Genomic DNA, 23,770 nt, shown 5'->3' with positions numbered 1-23,770 from the left:
AGAATAATCATCAGGTAGTACTCACAACTACCTGATGATTAACTTGGCTAAGACAATTTATTGCTTAGTAAATAGTATAGATTTTCTGAATTTTAGTCCTTTGATAATAAGGACATACATTCCTGATTTTAGATTCGAGACATCTAATCCTGTATCGGTTCCTTCTATATGTTTTTGTAGTACAATTTTACCTTGCATATCTGCTATTTCTAAAGTAGATTTTTCTTGAGAAATACCTCTTACATTCAAGATATTATCACTTACAGGATTTGGGAACAATTTGATATCAGATATCTTGTCTTCTTCAATAGGTGATTTATTGTCACAATTAGGTGCTGAGCTTGAATTACTAAAGTAAATTGTATAACCTCCGTTCTTGGAAACCATTACAAAATTAGCTCCATCTTTTGCTACCCAATAAGATCCATCAAAACCGCTTATTCCAGAATTGCTAATAGTAACCTCTGGATTATTTCCATTAAAATTAGCATTGCTAAAAGGTCTAAGATCCACGTACCAATTTGGATTACCATTATTCGTATTCATTGCAAATTGATACAATCCATTGTACTGAGGATTCCAATTAATACTAAATTTTCTGAAGTTACTTAAGGATGGTCCTCCATTTCCAAGTACATGTGCTTCGGTATAGGAAATATTATCAAATGCTGGCAATGCACTGTTTAATGGTGCTCCAAAAGCACAACTATCACCATTTCCATCTCCGTCACCGTTACCATCTCCGCCATTTACGGTTAATACAAATGATGTTTCAGAGGTATTTCCTTCATTATCGGTTGCCACCGCTTTAAAAGTGTGGTTACCAGCAGGTAGATTCGTCGTTTCTGCTGGATTTGGAGAAGTATTATGACCCCATTCATAAGGATCAAATCTTTCTTGTCTTACAAAATTATCGTTGATATATAATTTTACATTATCTATAGATCCATCACTATCACTTGCATTTACCTTTATATAAAGGCTATTATATCCTTCATCAACCGTAATATTAGAAGATGGAGAAGCAAATGAAATAGAAGGACCTTGATCACCTCCAGTATCTCCACTAGTTACCGTTAACGTGATTGTGGTTGAACTTTTGGCTCCATCATTATCAGTAGCTTCTGCTTTAAATGTATGTGTTCCTACGGATAATCCTAGTAATTCATTAGCATTACTTCCTTGTCCCCATTCATAAGGTGCTGAATTTTCTTGACGAACTAGGTTATTATCTACATATAATTTTACGTTGCTTACAGAACCATCAGCATCGGAAGCGTTTACCACTACCAGTAAACTAGCATATCCTTCTTCCAATGAGAAATTACTTGATGGTGAGGCAAAAGATACATTAGGTGCTTGATTTGGACCACCTCCATTACAAGGAACGATATTCCAACTAGGACATGATTCTGTTACGAAATTTGTAGTTCCATCGCTTATAGGAAAATCTGGAGAATTTGGATTACGCGTATTATTCCATACATGAATTTCGGAAGGATCTCCTTGTTTTTTTCGCGCTGTTGGGATTTCGTTTGCTCTACTTCCTAAATTAAATGTATTATTAAAAATAGCATTTCTATAGCCTGTATTAAATCCTGTTCCTCTATCTAAGAAATCCACTCCTGCATTAAGGATATTAGATCCATCGATGTTGAAGGTATTATTGTATACAAAACCATATGCTCCTTTAAGATCTATAAATGCATCGGCACTATTTTCTCCTGAAATTCCTTCCGCAGAAAAAGTACAGTTTCGGATAATCGTATTTTTAGTTCCTTCTTTTACATCTACACCTTCTGCTGTTACATTAGGACCAACAATACAACCATCGATCGTATTATTATTACATTCTCTCTCATATTGGTCATGTTGTCCTTTGTCTGATCCAACGTATAATCCTTCGCCAATTCCTGGTTTTTTAATTCCTACATTGTAAACTCTGCAATCTTTTACTAAGTTAAAACTAGATCCATCTCTAAGGTGTATTCCTTCTTCTCCCAATTCTCTTACTGTTACATTTTCCAAAAGACCGTGATTGGCATTGTCAAATACAATCCCTTTAGAACCTTCTTCAAAAATGATATTCTTTATTTCCCAATAATCTCCAAGCATATGTAAAACATAACCATCATATTTTCCATTTTCACCTTTTAGTATTGGTGGATTCGATGGATTTTGAGCTCTCATGATAATTGGATTGGACTGCGTTCCATTTTTGTCTGAAGCATATCTTGTTGCTCTTCCTCCAATATTAATCTTGTCTGGAGCTTCATACGTACCAGAAGCTATAATAATTTCGTCTCCTGGTTGTGCATTTTGCATTGCATTTCTAATACAATCTACTGTATTACAATTGATTATTCCTGGCTCTCCATTATCTCCGTCTCCACCACCATCAGAATTTTCAGTCCAATTCTCTATAAGACTTTTAATATATACTCCTGTATCAGTAAGTTGATTGTTTTTTAAGCCATTTATTCCTTGGCCTGGCTTCACTATAGATGATCCTTCAGATTTATCACTAACCGCCCAATTTACATGGCTAATATTGTTATCTCTAAAGAATTCCATCCATCTTTCTGTCTCCTGAACATCTGCATTTCCATCTCCATTAGCATTTACAGCTCCCCACTCTGTTACAAATAATGCTACTCCATTATTCATTGCAGTCTGTGCTTTATTTCTTAAAAACTGCGTGTGTGTTCCTGAATAAAAATGCAGTGTATATGCTGTATTTGAGTCGTTAATAGGATTATTTGATGCGATATCCACATCTTGTGACCAAGTAGGAGACCCAACAATAATCAAATTATCTGGATCCTCAGATCGGATAGCAGCAATAACGGTTTCTGCATAGCTTTTTACTTGTGACCAAGATTGATTTATAGGTTCATTATAAACTTCATAAATTACATTAGGCTGGTTACCGTATAAAGATGCCATTTCTCTAAAAAAATCTGCAGCCTCAGATGTATACTGTTCTGCTTCATGAGTATGCCAATCAATAATTACATACACTCCCTGAGCTATTGCAGCATCAATTATTTTTCGAACCTTATTTTTCTGAAAATTAGGGCTATCTATATAACCAGTTCCTCCATCCCAAGATTCTTTTACTCCCATAGCTGCTCTAACTATTGAGCTGTTCCAATTGCTCACCAAATGTTCAACAGTTTCTGCATCATAAAAATCTGATGTGTCGGTAGCGTTACTCCAAAACAGACTATTTCCTGCTAAACTCACTGGATTATTATTCTTATCAACTATTTGATTTCCTTGTACCTTTAACCTTCCATGTTTCTGAACAATAGTTTGAGCAAACGCTCCTGCCGTGACAAATAAGAATATTGCCAGCCATAGCAATCTTTTTACTAAAAAGTGTTTCTTGTGTGTGTAATGCATTCTCATAATTACATTGTTTGTGTTATTTATAGTTATAAGTGATCAGATACACTTAGTTACACAAAACAGTATCAAATGTTTTGTAGCGTATCGTAATTACCTTGAAAAGAAATTGACAGGTATAGATGTTACTCTCGAAAATATCAGTAAGCATGATTTTGTTTTAGAAATTGAAAGAACTAAAACAACGCATACCTTAACTGTATTACACAACAGTATTCATTATACCATGCCAGATACTCTTCTGGTATGATCCAATAATTAAAAAATGATATGTCTAAACTCCGGAAGGGTGGTAGATAGAATTTAGATATCGAACTTACTTGCAATCATATTTAATTCAGAAATATTCGTAAGATCTGGAATAATTATAACCTAAGCTTACTAATCTAATAAACTCATAGTCTCAATTATATACTTATTTCTGATTTTAAATACTTCTATTTAAGTTTGTCTAATTTTAAAGAACACTTAAATAATGTTTTTTGTTTCCCGTCTAAGACATTGTTCTCGACGGTTTTATAACTCATTTTACTTGTTTTTAGTATGCCTTTGATGTTTCTTTCATTAAAAAAAACAGCACATTTATTCGTTTATTATTACCTATCTTACATGTAAAGGACCTCCTTTAGTAATGTAGATATTATCAATACTCAGTGAGTATTCACCATCATGCTCTCTTCTTGAGGCAATTGCAAATCTTGTTAAGGTTTCAACTGCATATACCGACCAAGTTCCTGTTCCTCCTGATGGTCCAGAATTAACAAACTGATCAAAACTTATCGATAAAGTATACCAGCCATCATCATTAGGTATATAACCTAAATCTTCAAGGTTTTGTAAACTTGGTCTAAATTCTACATATTCATCTGTTGTAGATCCATCACCATCCGCATCATAACCTTCATCGAATCGTAACCTAAAACCGGCTAATGGACCACTATAATCGTTTGGAACACCTTGAAAATTAATTTGAATATTAAAATATAGTTGTGTTAATTCTCTACTATCTTCATTAAAAAAATCTGCGAAGAATCCAGAGGATTCTCTAGAATGACCTATTTGTCCTGTGTAGGATCCTGAATCTCCTGTATCGCTAGTTCCTCCGATGTAATAAAAAATATTATCTATAGGATTAGGGACTAAAGTAGCATCTGATGGCAACATATCACTAACACCAAGATTTGAAATCTCTGCATCGCCACCAGAACTAAAAAGAACGGTTTCTTCATCAAAAGTTTCAAAATATGGAATCATAACTTCAACAACATAGAATTCATTTGAATTAACATCCGTAGAAGAAACACCTCCTTCGCTAGTTAATTCGATTGCACTAAGACCAATCGGAGATGCACCTAAGGTAAAAACTACCTCTGTTTCTGATGTACTTATAATCGTTCCTTCAATTCCTCCAACAGTAACCTTATTTACGGTAGCCATCGCTGTTCCTGTTAAGGTAATCTCCTGTCCAACCTGAGCAGACTTTGGTGTAATATCTATTACCTGAGCAGCACCAAGAACAACAACCTCAAAGCTTTCTACGCTAATCGCTATACCGCCTTCGGTAGTAATAGACAACTTCCCAGTTGTCCCTCCTTCTGGGACTATTGTTGTAAGTGATCTTAATTTATTATCACTAATAGTCGACGTAATCCCATTAAAAGAAACTTCGGTTGCATTTAACAAATCTGTACCTACTATAGTTATTTCATCACCAGGTTCACCAGATTCTGGTGAAAAACCAAGAATAGCTGGAATTCTAATTCCGTCATTAGCAGAATCATCATTGTTACAACTCACGCAAAGTGCAATAACACTTAGAATACATAAGACGATAGATGAAGATCTACTTACTATATCGTTTGCGTGAATCATTTTTTTAAAGAGTTAAAATTAAGCCATGGTAATATTACTACTTCATACGACTTTAATAATTCACATTTAGGGATACATAAATACAAACAGCTGAAAATCAATTTTTTAAAATACCTTTAAAAAACTAAAAAACCAGAAAACAACTTACTTCTATTATTGGAATTCCACCATGAAATATTAATAAAGATTTCTGAATTCAAAAATATCTTTCTTAAAAAGTTCTATAATTTTTGAATTCTTATACGATTTTTTCGTGCTATTAAAATCCTTCTCCAGATCGGTATGTTAAAATAAATCCGTTTGTATTATTAAATGGAGTATCTCTGTTAAATGCAGTATAACTATACGCGAAACGCCAATTTTTTAAGAAGTAAAGCCCTGCAAATGCATTTAAGGATGAACTACTGCGATACCCAGCTCCAATTTCAATTTTATTTTTATAATTAACCGAAACATTCAAATCAAATTGTGCTGGTGCATCCGCTTCAAACTTTATTAATGCACTTGGTTGTATTCTTATTTCTTCAAATCGACTTAAGTATAATCTATATCCACCATATAAATAATATGGTGTTTGAATATTCACATTTTGATCGGAAGCAATACTATTAGAAAATAGATTCTGCGCGGAAAATCCAATGTACAGTTTATTATGATTATATAATATTCCAAATCCAAAAGTTGGTACTGTCACATTTACATCATTTTGGAAGTTCGGATCACCTTGAATATTTAATCTTGATAAATCTTCATTAAAAAAAAGCACACCAGTCGTTAACCCAAATGAAAGCACATTTGGATTATAATTCCACCAACGAGCTCTGTTATAATTATGATCAAAGAATATTTTATAAGCATATGAAGCGAAAATCGTTGTGGCTGTTGTTACTCCTATCTGATCACTTATAAAACCTCCACTTATTCCAACGTTATTTTCAAAGGCGTTGGTACTTACAATTCCGGAAAAAGTTCTGGGATTCCCCTCAAACCCACTCAGGTACCCAAAATTACTCAAACTTACCTCTGTATCTGAATAATAACCTGAATGAGCGGGGTTTATTAAAACTTGATTGTAGTAATAATCGGAGAAAACTGGTGTTTGTTGAGCTCTTGCGTTATTATAGTATAACGATAGCATTACCGTCATTAGTAGGTATATATATTTTCTCATAAAGTCTATCGTTTTAAAACTAAAAAGCCTTTTAGTTTTTTAAGTGAATTAGGGTTAGCAATACGAATGTTGAAAAAATATGTTCCTTCTGGTAGTTCGCCACCTCCAAGATTTGTTAACCTGTTTGCTGTCCCTCTAAAAACCCTTGAAGTGTTATTATATCCTGAAATTTCAAATACCATATCTCCCCAACGGTTGTATATAGAAACAACATTCTCAGGATAATTTTCTATTCCGTCAATTTCCCAAAACTCATTAATTCCATCACCGTCTGGCGAAAATCCATATTTAGTATCGTCTTCAATAGCTACTACGAGTCTCTCAGTAATAAAACTTTGCTCGGTACAGCCCGTAGCATCACCTACAGTATTATAAGGAATGATAGTTACAAATATCTGGGTGTTTTCAGGCAAATCTGCTTGCAATTCATATGTTGTTGCATTACCAACGTCTTCATTATTTATAATATCAGCTCCTCCAGAACTAGTTCCAACAGAAATAAGATACCCTGTTGCATCAGTCGTGGTATTCCAACTTAGGTCTGTGGCAATGGAAACATCAGCAGCTCCATTTAATGGAGAAGATAAACTGGTACAACCCGGAATAGTTGCTAAAGTTTCGGTGGTAAAACTTTCTTCGGTACATCCTGTAGCGTCTCCAACGGAATTATAAGGAATGATGGTTACAAATATCTGGGTGTTTTCAGGCAAATCTGCTGGTAAATCATATGTTGTTACATTACCTACATCCAAATTATTTACGATATCAGTTCCTCCTGATGTAGTCCCAACAATTAATCTATAACCTGTCACATCAGCAATAGCATTCCAACTTAGATCCGTGGCAATGGGAACATCAGTAGCTCCATTTAATGGAGAAGATAAACTGGTACAACCCGGAATAGTTGCTAAAGTTTCGGTGGTAAAACTTTCTTCGGTACATCCTGTAGCGTCTCCAACGGAATTATAAGGAATGATGGTTACAAATATCTGGGTGTTTTCAGGCAAATCTGCTGGTAAATCATATGTTGTTACATTACCTACATCCAAATTATTTACGATATCAGTTCCTCCTGATGTAGTCCCAACAATTAATCTATAACCTGTCACATCAGCAATAGCATTCCAACTTAGATCCGTGGCAATGGGAACATCAGTAGCTCCATTCAACGGACTCGTTAAAGTGGTACAGCCTGGAATGGTTGCCAAAGTTTCGGTAGTAAAATTTTCTTCCGCACACCCAGTAGCGTCACCTACAGCATTATAAGGAATGATAGTTACAAATATCTGGGTGTTTTCGGGCAAATCAGTTGGAACATCATATGTTGTTACATTACCAACATCCAAATTATTTACGATATCGCTTCCACCCGATGTAGTTCCAACAATTAATCTATAACCTGTTGCATCCGTAACAACATTCCAACTTAGGTCTGTGGCAATGGAAACATCAGTAGCTCCATTTAATGGAGAAGATAAATTGGTACAACCTGGAATAGTTGCTAAAGTTTCGGTAGTAAAACTCTCTTCAGCACAGCCCATTGCATCTCCAACAGCATTATAAGGAATGATGGCTACAAATATCTGGGTGTTTTCAGGTAAATCCGTTGGAATATTATAAGTAGTTACATTACCAACATCTATATTATTTACGATATCAGTTCCACCCGATGTAGTTCCAACAATTAATCTATAACCTGTTGCATCTGTAACAGCATTCCAATTTAGATCCGTGGCAATGGAAACATCAATAGCTCCATTCAACGGAATCGATAAACTGGTACAAACTGGAATAGTTGCCAAAGTTTCGGTAGTAAAACTTTCTTCGGTACACCCAGTAGCATCACCAAAACCATTGTAAGGAATGATAGTCACATATATTTCTGTAGTTTCAGGAAAATCTGCAGGTAAATCGTATGTTGTCGTATTACCAACATCCAAATTATTTACGATATCGCTTCCACCCGATGTAGTTCCAACAGTTAACCTATAACCATCTGTATTCGAACTACTATTCCAGGTAAGGTTTGTAGTTACTAAAACATCAATAGCCCCATTAAGAGGGTCCAAAAGTGTTGTACATCCTGGAGGATCATTTAATGTAGAGTCTCCAGTTCTAAAACTTTCTTCAGCACAAGCTACTGCATCTCCCACATCATTATATGGAATAATTGTAACATAAAACGTTCTATTTTCAATAAGGTCAGCAGGAAAATCATAGGTAGTTGTATTACCGACATCAATGCTATTGGCTATTTCAATACCTCCTTGAGTAGTCCCAACCGAAACTAAATAACCATTTGCTCCATCTGCACTATTCCAACTTAAATTAGTATCTATGGGGACATTTGTAGCACCGTTTAATGGGTCTGAAATAGTTGTACAAGAAGGCACAACTGGAATTAATTCTGTTGTAAAACTTTCTTCCACACATCCTGCGGCATTTCCTTCTTCATTGTAAGGGGTTATGAACACAAAAATCTCAGTATCCTCTGGTAAATCCGTTGGCAAATCATAGGTGGTAATATTCCCAACATCTTGATTATTGATAATATCGTTTCCTCCAGAAGTTGTTCCAACTGTAATCAAATAACCATCTGCATCTGGAATAGCATTCCACGAAATATTAGTATCAATGACTATATCAGCACTTGCATTCACAGGATCTACTAATGAGGTACATTCTGGTACGGATGCAACATCTGTAGATAAACTAAATGATTCGGAAACACAACCTGTTGCAACTCCTTCATCATTTCTGGGCTCTATCAAAACAGTCACACTAGTAGAGCCTACTAATGCATTTGCCGCAAATTCATAAGATGTAGTAGTTACAGTTTCAGTAATAACCGTGCCACTTGGTTGTAAAGTAATCGTAAGATCATAAGATGTTGCGTATAGCATAGGTTCCCATACCAAATTAGTATTTACAGGCACATCTACATCACCATTTTCTGGAGAAGTAAGTTGTGTACACACAGGTATAGGACAATCCAGAATATCACCTGTAAAAATCCATCCATAATTATCGATCATGGATTGTCTTTCGGCTATACTTTCGCAATAGAGTAAGGTTTCGGCTCCCAGATTAATCCCTGAATTTAGCGATTGTTCCGACCAAGAAATAAGCGTGTTATCATAATTTTCTCTAGATAAAGCTGTATTATCCAGCATATCTTGCATATTGCTCACATTACTTACATTCCAATCTCCCAAGAATTGATCAAAGACCGTTGCATCCTCGAACATCGATCGCATACTCACACTCCCAATAATCCACATATTCATTTCCTGATTGTAACTGGAAGCATTTCGAAACATATAATTCATGTTTTCAACTCCACTTACTCTCCAATTGTTCAGAAGTTGGTTAAAAGAAGTAGCACCGTCAAACATAGATTCCATGTTATTTACACCTCTAACATTCCAACTACTTATGTTTCCATTGAAAGCCGTTGCATTACGAAACATTCCTTCCATAGTAACAACCGAAGCAACATTCCATGAATCCATTGCTTGATTATAACTTGTTGCATCTCGAAACATTTCTTCCATAGTAGTGACAAAAGAAACATTCCATGTATCAATATTTTGATTAAAAGCAGTCGCTCCGCTAAACATTTCTTGTGTATTCTGAAGTTCAATAGTATTCCAAGAATTTAACGGTTCATTAAAAGCAATAGCTTCTTTAAACATTTCTTGCATATTGGTAACTACGCTTACATCCCAAGTATTTATGTTTTGATTAAAATCAGCAGCTCCTTCAAACATGGAATTCATCAATGTAACAGAACTTACATCCCAATTATCTAAGGGTTGATTAAAAGTAATCGCATTTGTAAACATAAATGACATATTGGCTACAGCACTTACGTTCCAATTATTTAATGGTTGATCAAAATTTGAAGCATTACTAAACATTTCGGACATATTTACTACCGAATCCACATTCCAACCATTTAAAGGTTGATTATAAACCACTGCAGATCTGAACATACGCTGTGTTGATACTACGTTAGTAACATTCCAAGCATCTATATTTTGATTAAAACTACCTGCTGAATTAAACATAGAAGCCATTGTAGTAACATTAGACACATTCCATTGATCTAAAGGTTGATCAAATTGAGATGATCTAGAAAACATGCTTTCCATAGTGACAACTTTAGAAACATTCCAAGAATTTAAAGGTTGGTTATAGACAATTGCATTTTCAAACATACTTTCCATGTTGGTTACATTTCCAACATCCCAACTATCTATATTCTGATTAAAAGCTTCCGCATCATCAAACATACTTTCCATGTTAATAACATTACTCACGTTCCAATTATCAAGTGGTTGATTGAATAATTCAGCTCTATTAAACATCCTTCCCATATCTATAACATTCCCAACATTCCAAGAATTTAGAGGAGAGTTAAAAACATTTGCACTACTAAACATGGAAGTCATATTCGTAACACTACTAACATCCCAATTATCCAAAGATTGGTTAAAACTATTGGCTGTATTAAACATATTACTCATATTAGTAACATTACTAACATCCCAATTATCCAAAGGTTGGTTAAAAGAATATGCCTGATAAAACATATTACTCATATTAGTAACATTACTGACATCCCAATTATTAATATTCGTATTCATTAAAGCAACTCTTCTAAACATACGAGATGTGCTTGATACTTGTGATAGATTAGGTACATCAGTAGTCAAATATTCCATGTTTTCACAAAAATAAAATGCTTGATACATACTTCTCCACACTTGAGTTCCCCATTGATCAAGAGATATTAATTTTAGATTATCTCTATTAGAACTACCATGATATGGCGCTGCATAATCTCCTATAATAGAAAGTGTATAAATACCAGGAGTCAAATATGTATGTGTAATATTACCAGTAACATTATTATCATACTGTCCATCTCCCCAATCCACAGAAAAGTCATATGTAAGATTATCAGGAAATCCTGTATTAAGCTCTAGCCTATATTGATTTGCAGAAGTAGAATTATTATCTAAATTTCTTGTATCTATTGTTATTTTATATGCGTCAGGACTATTTACCCAACTTTCAACTACGGTAAAACTAATTTCGGGGCATCCTGTTGCTGGACCTTCATCATTATAAGGCACAACAGTTACATATACCGTATCTCCTGGAGTGAATTCATTGGTAAAATTCAATCCCACTACATTACCAAAATCCTGATTGTCATAAATTATTTGGGTAGTCCCTCCGTTTTCTCTTCGTATGCTTACTCTATATCCAGTAGCATTAGGTGCAGGTGCCCATCGAATATCAGAATTAGCAGGTACATTGGTATCTCCATCCACTGGAGAGGTAATTTGGGTACAGAAAACAAATGAACAGTTTACTATATCACCAGTAATATTCCAATTATGATTGTTAATTAAATCTTGTCTTGCATCTCTTCCATCACAATAGTTAAGGTTTGTTGCACCAAGATTTATATTATCCATAACATTTTGTGATGCCCAACCAATTAATATATTATCATAATTCTCCTGAGCTATTCCACTATTGGATAACATAGCGTTCATGTTTGTAACGCCTTCGATGTTCCAATTAGCTAAATTTTGATCAAACACTGAAGCACCAGAGAACATAGTTCCCATATTAGTAGCTGCCCCTACATTCCAACCACTAATATCCTGATTGAAAATGGAATTTCTGAACATGCCATTAAAATTCGTAACACCACTCACATTCCAGTTATCAAGAGGAAAATTAAACTGTAAGGCCCCAAAAAACATCTCTGACATATTGGTAACATTACTTACATCCCAAGAATTTAACGATTGATTAAACATTGGTGTCTCTTGAAACATACTCGCCATATTTGTAACACTACTCACATTCCAACTATCGATATCTTGATTAAAAACAAATGCTTCTAAAAACATACCTTCCATGTTGGTAACATTACTAACATCCCAAATACTTATATCTTGATTAAACTGTGCATTTTCTCGGAACATGTAACTCATATCTGTGACATTACTTACATTCCATTGGTCTAAAGGCTGGTTAAATACAGCACCCCATATCCACCCATCGAACATACTTCTCATGTTAGTCACATTACTCACATTCCATAGATTTAAAGGATGGTCAAAAGTTCTATGCCTATGAAACATAAAAGACATATCAGTAACTTGGGAAACATCCCATGATTCTATAGGTTGATTAAATTGAGATTCTCTAAACATCGCCGACATATTGGTAACGTTACTCACATTCCAATTAGCAATGGGGAAATTAAAAGCAGATCCCTGAAACATTCCTGACATGTCCACTGCATTACTAACATTCCAATTATTTAAAGGCCTATTGTAACTTCCTGTATATCGAAAAGTTCCCGACATATTTATAACCTGACTTACATCCCAACTATTAATATTTTGATTAAACCGAGATGTCTCGGAAAAGGTATATTCTAGATTAGTAACGGATGCTGTATTCCAATTATCTAAAGGTTCGTTAAACTGTCTAGCTCTATGAAAAGTATAAGACATATCAGTAACTGAAATTGTATTCCAATTATCCAAAGGTCTATTGAATATTTCAGCTTCAGCAAACATCCCTGAAATATCCGTTATTGTACTTACGTCCCAATTATTTACAATACCATTAAAAACACTGCACTCTCTAAACATATTTTTTAGGCTTGTTACACTTGATAAATCTGGAGCATCAATGGCGTCAAAATTTAAATTTTCACATCCGTGAAAAGCTTCCTCCATAGTTTGCCATTCAATTATCCCCCACTCCAGTATTTCAATAATCTTTCTTCTATCACCAGTGTTATTAAAATAGATAGCAGGAAAGTCTCCACTTATTTTTACAGTATATGTACCAGCCGTGGCATATGTATGGGTTATATCTCCTGTAATATTCGTATCTGTGGATCCATCTCCCCAATCCACTATATAATTATACGTAAATCCAGGATTCGTGGGAATTGTGATTTCATTATCTGCAGAGGTACCTTCTTGCGTAGTATCCCAAATAGAGGTAAACTCTCCAACAAATGCTGTCAAGTCTAACTCACTAGAATTCCTATTAGAAAAACTAAATAAAGTTATACTAATCAATAAGCCGCATACATACAATAAGATACGTTGGTGTATTTTTTTAATCATATATAAGATCTATTTTCCCTTGTTTTTGCATTGAGAAACTTCTTGTTTATAGAAATTTTTCAGTTGATTTAAACAAAACTAGTTGGTGTTTACTTTTCTATCAACCTTGAAAACCACTGTTTTTAGACTTTCTTAACAGAAGTATTTATTGATAAAAGATCACTCCAAAAAGAGTTCATCTCAAAACTAGTTATAAATGTTTGGGAAGAAGTTTCAAATTATAATTTGAAACATGTAAATAGTCCTTTAAGCACTCTTTTTCCTGTATTCAGAAGGTGTTACTCCTACAAGGTTCTTAAAAGCTCTATTAAAAGAAGTCTTGCTTTTAAAACCTGCCTCATAGCCAATGGCTACAATTTTATACTCCTCGTAAATTGGGTTTTTCATTAATTCTTTAACCTCATTTATTCTGTATAGATTCAAAAAATTATTAAAATTCTTCTGAAAGCAAGCATTTAAAACTTCAGAAACCTGTGGAATATTCATTTCCAGTGCTGTTGCAAAATCTGATTGTTTTAGATCCTCATTAAGATATGGTTTTTCTTCTTCCATATATTTTAGGATTCTTTCTGCATACGTGTTTCTATCTTCAATACTCAATGAAGAATTTTGGTATTTATTGGAAGTATTAGAGACACTCGTTTCAAATTCTTGATTTTGTTCTCTAATCCTAATTCCATTTAACTTATCCCTTAGACTTTGATTTTCATTTTCTAAAAGTTCTTTATCCTTTGCTAGACTTTCAGATTCCTTTTTTAGTAATACCTTTCGTTTGTAAAAATATACCCAAATACCCATAGCTATTACAAGGACTGCTAGGACTCCAAGAAATAGTGTTCTTTTATTCCTGCTTTCCAAAACCTCTTTTTCCTCTGCGAATTGTAGTTCTTGCTCTTCCAAATCTCTTTCAGCAATAATACGTTTCCCTTCAGAAAGACTATTTAAATACTCATCTTTAACTTCCTCATACTTTTTATATGCATTGATACTTTTTTGCAATTCTTCCTTTAACTCGTACGCTTTTGCCAAATACTTATTTGAATACATTGTCAACCTTAAAAAACTATTCTCAGTTGCAATTCTTTCCACTTGCAAAAGGTTATCGATCGCTTTTTGAGATTCTTTCAATCCTACATGTGCTACACCAAGATGTAAATAAGAATTCGCCTTACTTTCTACTGATTCCTCTTCAGTTATCAATGCTAAAGCTTCCGTAGCATTTTGTTTTGCTTTCTCATATTTCTTTAGCTTTGTGTAACAATCTGCGATATTATTAAGTGCTATAATCTTCATGTCATTTCTAGCCAGTGCTGTCGCAAAACTATCTACCTTTTGAACATACGCTAAGGATTCTTCGTATTTCTTTTGATACATAGCAGTAATCCCCAAAGCATTATACGATGCGATCAAAACACGCTCCGGATTATCATGCTGTTTTGCTAATCGTATTACTTTTTTAAAAGTTCCAGAAGCCTTATCGTATTGAGAAAGGTTATTATAAATATTTCCCAAATTAGCTAAAACAATGATCTTGGTTTTAGAGTTTTCGGGTAACTCTTTTGCCTTATCTAAAGCAACCAGATATCTCTTCAGAGATTCGTGATATATATCCAAATTACTATAATAAATTCCTTGACCTACAATAGCCAAAATCTCATCCTCCAAAAAACCGTAATCTTCCGTTATCTGTTGTAATGAGTCTACGTATTTTTTATACAATTCAAAATTACCTTTTCGATAGGTGGCTTGGGAGACTTGTTGAAGATCTCTTATCTTCTTAAGTACCACAGAATCTTTATGAGAAGATTGAGCTAGTAAACCAGTATAAAAAATGGTAATAAAAAATAAAAGAAATACTCTATAAGGATACATAGTAATCAATTGGGATCGTACGTTAAGTTAGTTAAAACTTTACCAATTAACGAAACTAAATATAGAAATAAGTTGAATCAACCCTGAAAACCACTATTGTTCATTAATTCCCATCAAACAGGCAAGAACTAATGAGAAATTACTTTTCATAAATTATGTTTATTTAATTCATAATATATATAAATAAAAATTTATGAATAATTATCTAGATATTTGTACTGGATAAAAATTAATTATATGAAAAACAATATATTAACGCAAGAGATCTCGAAAACAGATACTTACAAAACTATCAAAGTAGCTGTTGCTAAAGGAGATGGTATTGGACCAGAAATAATGACTGCTACACTAGATATTCTTGATAAAGCTGGAGCTAAAATTGAACCAGAATTTATTGAATTAGGAGAAAAAGTCTACTTATCTGGAAATTCTGCAGGTATAGATAACAGGTCTTGGGAAATCATTAATAGAAATAAACTTATTCTAAAAGCTCCAATAACTACCCCACAAGGTAAAGGGTTTAAAAGTCTAAACGTTACTCTTAGGAAATCATTAGGATTATATGCAAATGTAAGACCCGTAAATTCTTTTTATCCATTTGTAAAAACCCATTTCCCTCAAATGGATGTTGTTATCATAAGAGAAAATGAAGAAGATTTATATGCTGGAATAGAGCACCAACAAACTGAAGATGTTGTACAATGTCTTAAGTTGATAACAAAACCTGGATGTGAACGTATTGTTAGATATGCCTTTGAGTATGCAAAAGCGTATAACAGAAAAAAGGTTACTTGTATGGTTAAGGATAACATCATGAAATTAACCGATGGATTGTTTCATCGTGTGTTTAAAGAAATATCTTTAGACTATCCTGATATACAATCTGAAACTCAAATAATCGATATAGGATCCGCAAAACTTGCTGCCAATCCAGAGAACTATGATGTAATTGTAACCTCTAATCTGTATGGAGATATCATTTCTGATATTGCTGCAGAAATTGCCGGATCTGTTGGACTAGCAGGTTCTGCTAATATTGGAGATAATATAGCCATGTTTGAAGCTATACACGGTTCGGCACCAGATATTGCGGGACAACAAATTGCCAATCCCTCTGGACTTATAAATGCAGCAATTCTTATGTTAGCGCATATTGGAGAATTAAAAATTGCCGACAAAATAAAAAATGCCTTGTTATCAACTATAGAGGCAGGATACCATACGGCAGACATCTATCAACAAGACTCTAGTTATAAGAAAGTATCCACGCGAGAGTTCGCAAATGAAATAATATTACGACTAGGACAAAAGCCTAAAAAATTAGCTCCAAGCAAAATTAATAAAGGATCAGGAATAATCAGGACGTTTGCCTACAAACGTAAGAAATCCAAAAAAGAACTTGTGGGAGTTGATGTATTCATTGATTGGCAAGGTTCTGACCCCAAAAAAATCGGTGATATGTTATCTGAAATTCAGGCTTACAAGTTAAAACTTAAGATGATTACAAATCGAGGAGTGAAGGTATATCCAAATGGTATGGAAGAAACCTACTGTACGGATCATTGGAGATGTAGGTTTGTTGCCTATGATTCTGACATAAAAAAAGCGATTCCATCTTATAATTGTATTGACCAAGAACAAATAATCGCACTTTTATCCAAACTTAACAATCAAGGGTTTGATGTTATAAAAACGGAAAACCTCTATGAATTTGATGGAAAAAGAGGTTTCTCTCTAGGTCAAGGAGAGTAGTAAGATATTTCATATTAAAACATATACATTCATAAAAGGCACTATACATTGCAAAAGAATAATTAAAAAATGAATAAGTGCCTTTTTCATTATTATTAATCCAAAACAACATTATCTATTATCTTCCAAAAACAATTAGTTACACCAACCTATTTACCTATGAATTCCATGTATAACAATATAAAATTGGTAGAAGGAATTTATTCTCCTATCAACTCTGCAGATGTGCTTTTATCTCTTATTGCCGATAAAATCAAATTTCACAACTTACAAATCCTTAGTTCAAAAAACGAAGATGACCCGAATGTAATTCATGCAAAAAAGAGAATAGCAGAACTAAAAGAATCCAGAAAACTCATAACCAATTTAATAATCCATGCACGTAATCAAAATTTTCATATGAAAATTGACGGAACTGTAAATATTGAGTTGTTTAAACCAATGAAAATCTGATTTACTAAACCTCATCCTTTAATCAAATAAATATTTATTTTAAGAGCCTATAGATTTAAATTAAATAAAACTCAATATTTGTAATTTTAATCTTTATGAAACCTTAACGTAGGATTTATCTACTTTAGATTTAATTACTCTGCCGAAACTACTCTGTTAAAAGCATTTCTCATCAAATAGTTCTATGGACGTTTGTGATGCTAAATCTTATAAAACTTCCATATTTAACTTATGGATGACAAAAATGCCCGCAAGTTTTGTAACTTCATAGAATGTTTCGGTAATCTAGAACTAAAACCTTTATAAAACAACTATGAATTGGTTAGATAATGCGCGTAATCATTGGAAAAATAGAGGTGACAAAAAGCCTCCTTTCGCAATAGAACCTAAAAAAGGACAAAGATCTGTTTGGGATTTTCCTAGACCACCCATTATTGAAAAAGTCAATAAACCAGTACTAGTCAAAGATCATGATCACATAATTGCGGATTCAAAAAACGCATTAGCAGTATTAGAAACTGCAAGTCCTCCTACATATTACATTCCAAAATCCGATGTAAATATATCTACTTTGATCCTGATGCAAACCAAAACTTCTTTTTGTGAGTGGAAAGGAAAGGCAATATACTATGCTTTACGCACCAATCCTTATCAACCAATTGCCTGGTCATATCTTAAACCATTTCCTGAATTTGAAGCATTAAAAGGTTATATCGCATTCTACCCTCAATATCTTCAATGTTATGTCGATGGAGATCTGGTAAAAGCTCAAAACAGTAAATTTTATGCAGGCTGGATCACTCCAGATTTGGTTGGTCCATTTAAAGGAGAACCAGGAACAGAAGGCTGGTAATTCATAAAATGGAACAATTATTTTTTTAATCCAAAAGCAAAACCAAAAAGAGTAATAATAAAAAAAGCCTTCAGAATTAAATCCTAAAGGCTTTTGTACTCAAGGTGGGAATCGAACCCACACTCCCGAAAGAACTGGATTTTGAATCCAGCGCGTCTACCAATTCCGCCACTTGAGCATTTTTAATCGAATTGGACGGCAAAATTAAAAAAATAATTCATCAGATCCATTAAATAAGTAATAAAATACTCACCAGAGTAGAAATAAATTTTTAAATTTGCACCTTGTTTTAAAAAAATAAGTTTTAACTCATTACAAAACAACTATTTACCCTATGCCTAAATCAATTACAGAAGCGCAATTTTTTACGTGTACCCAAAGTACAGAATTAGCTGAGAAGATCGTACATGCGTATGGGGCGAAATTAGGTAATGTTATTACATCAACGTATAGTGATGGTGAGTTTCAACCGTCTTTTGAAGAATCGGTAAGAGGATCTAGAGTTTTTATTATTGGATCTACTCATCCTAGCTCTGATCATCTAATGGAGATGCTGTTAATGTTAGACGCTGCAAAAAGAGCTTCTGCCAGACATATTACAGCAGTAATGCCATATTATGGTTGGGCACGTCAGGACAGAAAGGACAAACCAAGAGTTCCGATTGCAGCAAAGTTAATCGCAAAAATGCTAGAAACTGCTGGTGCCACAAGAATTATCACTATGGATCTACATGCAGATCAGATCCAAGGATTCTTCGAAAAGCCCGTAGACCATTTGTTCGCTTCTACTATATTTTTACCATACTTACAATCCTTAAATCTGGACAATCTCACGATAGCCTCTCCAGATATGGGTGGTTCTAAAAGAGCATATGCATATTCCAAAGCACTTCAAAGCGATGTGGTAATCTGTTATAAGCAACGTGCCAAAGCTAATGTGATTTCTCACATGGAATTAATTGGTGATGTAACCGGAAAAAATGTTGTGTTGGTAGATGATATGGTGGATACTGCCGGAACACTTACAAAAGCTGCCGATTTAATGATGGAACGAGGAGCAAAAAGCGTAAGAGCTATTTGTACGCATCCTATTTTATCTGGTACTGCTTATGAAAGATTACAAAATTCTAAACTAGAGGAATTAATCGTTACAGATTCTATTCCTTTAAAACAAGAAAGTAACAAAATTAGAGTGATTACTTGTGCAAATTTATTTGCAGATGTAATGAATAGAGTTCATAATAATGAGTCTATCAGCTCTAAATTTATAATGTAAATTAATAACTATTAATATATTTAAAATGAAGTCATTAACAATCAATGCATCTCAAAGAGAAAGCGTAGGCAAGAAAGCAACAAAAGCCTTACGTAATGCTGGACAGGTACCTTGTGTTATTTATGGTGGAGACACTATTGTACACTTTGCAGCGCCAGAAATTGCTTTCAAAAATTTAGTGTACACTCCAGACGTTCATACCGTGGTAATAGCGTTGGATAATGGTCAAAAAATAAATGCAATCCTACAGGATATTCAATTTCATCCTGTAACGGATAAAATTTTACACATCGACTTTGTTGAGATTTTCGATGACAAACCAATTACGATGGAAATTCCATTTAAAACTACTGGAAATTCTCGTGGTGTAAGAGCTGGTGGTGTGTTACGTTTTAACTTAAGACGTATCAAAGTAAAAGGTTTAGCATCAAAATTACCAGATGTAATCGAAGGAGATATTACAGAATTAAAAATCGGTAATAAATTATATGTTACTGATGTAGCTAGTGAAGATTATACAATTCTTCATCCTGATAACACAGTAATCTGTCAAGTGAAAACTTCGCGTAACGCAGTTGCAGATACTGATGATGAGGAAGAAGAAGAAGCGGCAGCAGCTGAAGCTTAATCTTTTCTTCATAGAAAACAATCAAAAGCGCTCTGATTATTTTTTCAGAGTGCTTTTTTTATTTTTACAATGATTTTATGAGGGCGTGTCCTCCGCTATACTTCGGTCGGGCTATTCGCTGTATCTTTTTATCGCCGCTTCTCGATACACCACGCCCAAAAACGTGGCACTCGAAATGACGAAAAAAGGATGTCGCTCCTATCCCTCACGCAAAAGATGAGCTATGTTTGCTATTTTTAGAAACCTTTTTTCAAAAAAAGAAGAAGAAACTCAAGAAGATCCTATGAAAAAATTTCTTGTTGTAGGTCTTGGTAATATTGGACCTAAATATCATAATACACGCCATAATATTGGTTTTAAAATTTTAGACGCTCTCGCAAAAGAGGAAAATCTTACTTTCGAAACTGAAAAATTAGGAGATCTAACCACCTATAAATATAAAGGGCGTACTATATTATTACTAAAGCCAAATACATATATGAACCTCAGCGGAAAAGCAGTTCGATATTGGCTTACCAAAGAAAAAATAGCTATCGAAAATCTTTTAGTCATAACAGATGATATCAATCTACCATTTGGCACAATTCGATTAAAAGCTAAAGGAAGTGCTGGTGGCCATAATGGTTTAAAAGATATAGAAGCACAACTAAATACTTCCAAATATTGTAGGTATAGATTTGGAGTTGGAGCAGAGTTTAGCAAAGGCAGGCAAGTAGATTATGTATTAGGAGAATGGAATTCTGAAGAAGAAGCTGCCATGCCAGAAAGATTGGATAAATCCATAGCACTTATTAAATCTTTTGCAGGTGCAGGATTAGCCAATACAATGAACACCTTTAACGGAAAATAAATAGTAGATCTCGCAACATTTGCTTAATTTTATAGCTATCTAGCATAATGTATCTAATTATGAGTTATAAAACTAGAATAGCCACATGGTTGTATCAAAATTAATCTTCTTGAAATCAGACAAACACATAACACATACCACAGTTGTTGCTCATCTATACAAATTCCATCTTACCTCTAAAAATCAATAAGAAAAGCGGATGAAACTTTATAATGACGCAAAAACATATGATAATCATTCTCCTTCAGTTGTTACTATTGGAACTTTCGATGGAGTTCATATTGGACATAAAAAAATAATCGATCGGTTAATTGAAGCCGCAAATCGAGATAATCTAGAATCTGTTATTCTTACATTTTTTCCCCATCCTAGAATGGTCTTACAAAAGGATACCAATATCAAACTGATCAATACAATTGACGAACGTATCCAAATTTTGGAAAAAACAGGTCTGGATAACTTGGTAATCCACCCATTTACGACGGAATTTTCTAGACTTACTGCCAAAGAATATGTAGAACAAATGCTAGTTGATACGTTGAATATTCGTCATGTAATTATAGGATATGACCACCGATTTGGCCGTAATCGAAATTCTAATATTACTGATTTGGCATCCTTCGGAATTCAAAATAATTTTACTGTCGAAGAAATTTCAAAACAGGATATTGATGATGTTGCTGTTAGCTCTACCAAAATTAGAGAAGCTTTGCTAGAAGGAGATATTACCAAAGCGAATAAGTACTTAGGGTATAATTTTATGCTTACAGGTAAAATTGTAAAAGGAAAAGAACTTGGCAGAAAACTAGAATATCCAACAGCCAATCTTTATATAAAAGAAGAATATAAACTAATCCCTAAACGTGGAGTATACGTAGTAAAATCTCAAATTAATAATAAAACATACTTTGGGATGATGAATATCGGTAATAACCCAACGGTTAATGGACAACATCAGACTATCGAAACGCACTTTTTTGATGCTTCTTTTAATTTATATGAAAAGAAAATTCAGATAGAAATTTTAAAACGCATAAGAGACGAAAAGAAATTTAATTCTTTGGAAGATTTAAAAACGGCTATGCAAGAAGACGAGGATTTTTCTAGAGAATATATAAATTCTATGGTATGATCAATCGTTGGTTATTTACACAAATCGACAATAGTGCATTAATAATTTTTAGAGTCTTTTTTGGATTTTTAATTGCTGCAGAGTCCTTTGGAGCGATCTTGACTGGATGGGTGCGACGTACATTAGTAGAACCGCAATTTACATTTAATTTCATTGGTTTTGAGTTTTTACAACCATTACCTGGTAATGGAATGTATTTCTATTTTGCGCTCATGGGAATCTTTGGAATCTTTGTAATGATAGGTTTCAAATATCGATGGAGCATGATTGCCTACACTATACTTTGGGCTGGTGTATACTACATGCAGAAATCATCATACAATAACCATTATTACCTCTTGTTATTACTTTGCATTCTTATGAGCACATTACCTGCTGGTAATTACTTTTCGATAGATGTAAAACGAAATCCCGCGCTCAAAAAAATATCAATGCCCAGATGGTGTGTTTTATTTATTATCATTCAATTATGGATTGTTTACACTTATGCTTCTGTAGCAAAATTATATCCGGATTGGTTGGACTATACTGTAGCAAGAAATTTGATGCTCTCTAGAGCAGATTATCCAATTGTTGGAAGTATTTTACAGAAACACTGGACACACGTTAGTATTACATATTTTGGTATTCTATTCGACCTTCTAATCATCCCATTATTATTATGGAGAAGAACACGATTAGCTGCTTTTTGTATCAGTATATTTTTTCACCTTTTTAACTCATTCGTATTTCAAATAGGTATATTCCCATATTTATCATTAGCATTTAGTGTATTCTTCTTTTCTAAAGAAAGAATACATAAAATTTTTATGCCCAAAAAAGAATTCTATACCGATAATGAAATTATTGTACCTTCTTATAGAAAGTTTTTGATACCTGCTCTATCAATATGGTTTCTTATTCAACTCGCCTTACCTATTCGGCATTGGTTTATTCCTGGTGATGTTTTATGGACCGAAGAAGGTCATAAATTAAGTTGGAGAATGATGTTGAGAGGAAGATCAGGACATACTAACTTCTACATAGAATTTAAAGATGAAAATTCTAAGAGAATACGAGTAGACAAAAATCAATATTTGTCTAAAAAACAACGTAGAATCGTAAATACAAAACCGGATGCCATATGGCAGTTTGCTCAATTCCTTAAAAAAGAACACAAAAAACAAGGGAAAGATATTGCGGTATATGTAAAAAGTCGTGTGTCTGTAAATGGCAAAAAATCCAGAGTCCTCATAGACCCAGATGTGGACCTTACTAGTGTTGGTTGGAACTACTTTACAACCAATCCATGGGTAATTAAATATGATAAAGAATAATTCTTTATTATTGTA

13 protein-coding genes and 1 tRNA gene are annotated in these 23,770 nt (G+C 33.8%); 8 read left to right on the top strand and 6 right to left on the bottom strand.

Annotation, left to right across the window (positions count from 1 at the left end; all coding sequences use genetic code 11):
* Positions 1–57: 57 nt before the first annotated feature.
* From ABD077_RS05810 to ABD077_RS05790, 5 genes are all read right to left on the bottom strand, one after another.
* Positions 58–3,411, bottom strand: a complete 3,354-nt coding sequence (locus ABD077_RS05810) for a cellulase family glycosylhydrolase (protein ID WP_343911371.1) — start codon at positions 3,409–3,411, stop codon at positions 58–60.
* A gap of 597 nt (positions 3,412–4,008) precedes the next feature.
* Positions 4,009–5,280 (bottom strand): IPT/TIG domain-containing protein, encoded by a 1,272-nt coding sequence (locus ABD077_RS05805; RefSeq protein WP_343911370.1) that lies wholly within the window; start codon positions 5,278–5,280, stop codon positions 4,009–4,011.
* A 259-nt stretch (positions 5,281–5,539) separates the two neighbouring features.
* Positions 5,540–6,451: a PorP/SprF family type IX secretion system membrane protein gene (locus ABD077_RS05800; protein WP_343911368.1), complete on the bottom strand. Its 912-nt coding sequence runs from the start codon at positions 6,449–6,451 to the stop codon at positions 5,540–5,542.
* 5 nt (positions 6,452–6,456) lie between these two features.
* Positions 6,457–13,623: a BspA family leucine-rich repeat surface protein gene (locus tag ABD077_RS05795; protein ID WP_343911366.1), complete on the bottom strand. Its 7,167-nt coding sequence runs from the start codon at positions 13,621–13,623 to the stop codon at positions 6,457–6,459.
* 246 nt (positions 13,624–13,869) lie between these two features.
* On the bottom strand, positions 13,870–15,495 hold the full coding sequence (locus tag ABD077_RS05790; RefSeq protein ID WP_343911364.1) for a tetratricopeptide repeat protein: 1,626 nt from the start codon (positions 15,493–15,495) through the stop codon (positions 13,870–13,872).
* Positions 15,496–15,732: 237 nt separating this feature from the next.
* On the opposite strand from ABD077_RS05790, the gene ABD077_RS05785 reads away from it, so the two are divergent.
* From ABD077_RS05785 to ABD077_RS05775, 3 genes are all read left to right on the top strand, one after another.
* Positions 15,733–17,247 carry an NADP-dependent isocitrate dehydrogenase gene (locus ABD077_RS05785; protein WP_343911362.1) on the top strand — a complete coding sequence of 505 codons (1,515 nt, stop codon included), beginning with the start codon at positions 15,733–15,735 and terminating at the stop codon, positions 17,245–17,247.
* A 159-nt stretch (positions 17,248–17,406) separates the two neighbouring features.
* Complete coding sequence (locus ABD077_RS05780) at positions 17,407–17,700, top strand: hypothetical protein (RefSeq protein WP_343911360.1); 294 nt, start codon at positions 17,407–17,409, stop codon at positions 17,698–17,700.
* A gap of 313 nt (positions 17,701–18,013) precedes the next feature.
* Positions 18,014–18,553 carry a DUF427 domain-containing protein gene (locus tag ABD077_RS05775; protein ID WP_343911358.1) on the top strand — a complete coding sequence of 180 codons (540 nt, stop codon included), beginning with the start codon at positions 18,014–18,016 and terminating at the stop codon, positions 18,551–18,553.
* 96 nt (positions 18,554–18,649) lie between these two features.
* Here ABD077_RS05775 and ABD077_RS05770 read toward each other — a convergent pair.
* Positions 18,650–18,731, bottom strand: a tRNA-Leu gene (locus ABD077_RS05770).
* A gap of 156 nt (positions 18,732–18,887) precedes the next feature.
* Here ABD077_RS05770 and ABD077_RS05765 point away from each other — a divergent pair.
* From ABD077_RS05765 to ABD077_RS05745, 5 genes are all read left to right on the top strand, one after another.
* On the top strand, positions 18,888–19,829 hold the full coding sequence (locus tag ABD077_RS05765) for a ribose-phosphate pyrophosphokinase (protein ID WP_343911356.1): 942 nt from the start codon (positions 18,888–18,890) through the stop codon (positions 19,827–19,829).
* Positions 19,830–19,854: 25 nt separating this feature from the next.
* Positions 19,855–20,457: a 50S ribosomal protein L25/general stress protein Ctc gene (locus ABD077_RS05760; RefSeq protein WP_299894562.1), complete on the top strand. Its 603-nt coding sequence runs from the start codon at positions 19,855–19,857 to the stop codon at positions 20,455–20,457.
* Between the two features lie 223 nt (positions 20,458–20,680).
* A complete protein-coding gene (pth, locus tag ABD077_RS05755; protein ID WP_343911352.1) occupies positions 20,681–21,307 on the top strand; it encodes an aminoacyl-tRNA hydrolase in 627 nt (208 codons plus the stop codon).
* Positions 21,308–21,506: 199 nt separating this feature from the next.
* Positions 21,507–22,439: a bifunctional riboflavin kinase/FAD synthetase gene (locus tag ABD077_RS05750; RefSeq protein WP_343911350.1), complete on the top strand. Its 933-nt coding sequence runs from the start codon at positions 21,507–21,509 to the stop codon at positions 22,437–22,439.
* Complete coding sequence (locus ABD077_RS05745; protein ID WP_343911348.1) at positions 22,436–23,755, top strand: HTTM domain-containing protein; 1,320 nt, start codon at positions 22,436–22,438, stop codon at positions 23,753–23,755. Before ABD077_RS05750 ends, ABD077_RS05745 begins: the two co-directional genes overlap by 4 nt.
* The last annotated feature ends 15 nt before the right edge of the window (positions 23,756–23,770 follow it).

It is taken from the genome of Aquimarina litoralis (genome assembly GCF_039523995.1).
Taxonomy (GTDB): domain Bacteria; phylum Bacteroidota; class Bacteroidia; order Flavobacteriales; family Flavobacteriaceae; genus Aquimarina; species Aquimarina litoralis.
The sequence above is the reverse complement of the archived record's forward strand: the minus strand, read 5'-3'. Positions and strand labels throughout refer to the sequence as shown.

Coding starts and splice junctions, on each gene's coding strand:
- ABD077_RS05810 (WP_343911371.1), bottom strand. CDS start 3,411: ATGAGAATGCATTACACACACAAGAAACACTTTTTAGTAAAAAGATTG.
- ABD077_RS05805 (WP_343911370.1), bottom strand. CDS start 5,280: ATGATTCACGCAAACGATATAGTAAGTAGATCTTCATCTATCGTCTTA.
- ABD077_RS05800 (WP_343911368.1), bottom strand. CDS start 6,451: ATGAGAAAATATATATACCTACTAATGACGGTAATGCTATCGTTATAC.
- ABD077_RS05795 (WP_343911366.1), bottom strand. CDS start 13,623: ATGATTAAAAAAATACACCAACGTATCTTATTGTATGTATGCGGCTTA.
- ABD077_RS05790 (WP_343911364.1), bottom strand. CDS start 15,495: ATGTATCCTTATAGAGTATTTCTTTTATTTTTTATTACCATTTTTTAT.
- ABD077_RS05785 (WP_343911362.1), top strand. CDS start 15,733: ATGAAAAACAATATATTAACGCAAGAGATCTCGAAAACAGATACTTAC.
- ABD077_RS05780 (WP_343911360.1), top strand. CDS start 17,407: ATGAATTCCATGTATAACAATATAAAATTGGTAGAAGGAATTTATTCT.
- ABD077_RS05775 (WP_343911358.1), top strand. CDS start 18,014: ATGAATTGGTTAGATAATGCGCGTAATCATTGGAAAAATAGAGGTGAC.
- ABD077_RS05765 (WP_343911356.1), top strand. CDS start 18,888: ATGCCTAAATCAATTACAGAAGCGCAATTTTTTACGTGTACCCAAAGT.
- ABD077_RS05760 (WP_299894562.1), top strand. CDS start 19,855: ATGAAGTCATTAACAATCAATGCATCTCAAAGAGAAAGCGTAGGCAAG.
- pth (WP_343911352.1), top strand. CDS start 20,681: ATGTTTGCTATTTTTAGAAACCTTTTTTCAAAAAAAGAAGAAGAAACT.
- ABD077_RS05750 (WP_343911350.1), top strand. CDS start 21,507: ATGAAACTTTATAATGACGCAAAAACATATGATAATCATTCTCCTTCA.
- ABD077_RS05745 (WP_343911348.1), top strand. CDS start 22,436: ATGATCAATCGTTGGTTATTTACACAAATCGACAATAGTGCATTAATA.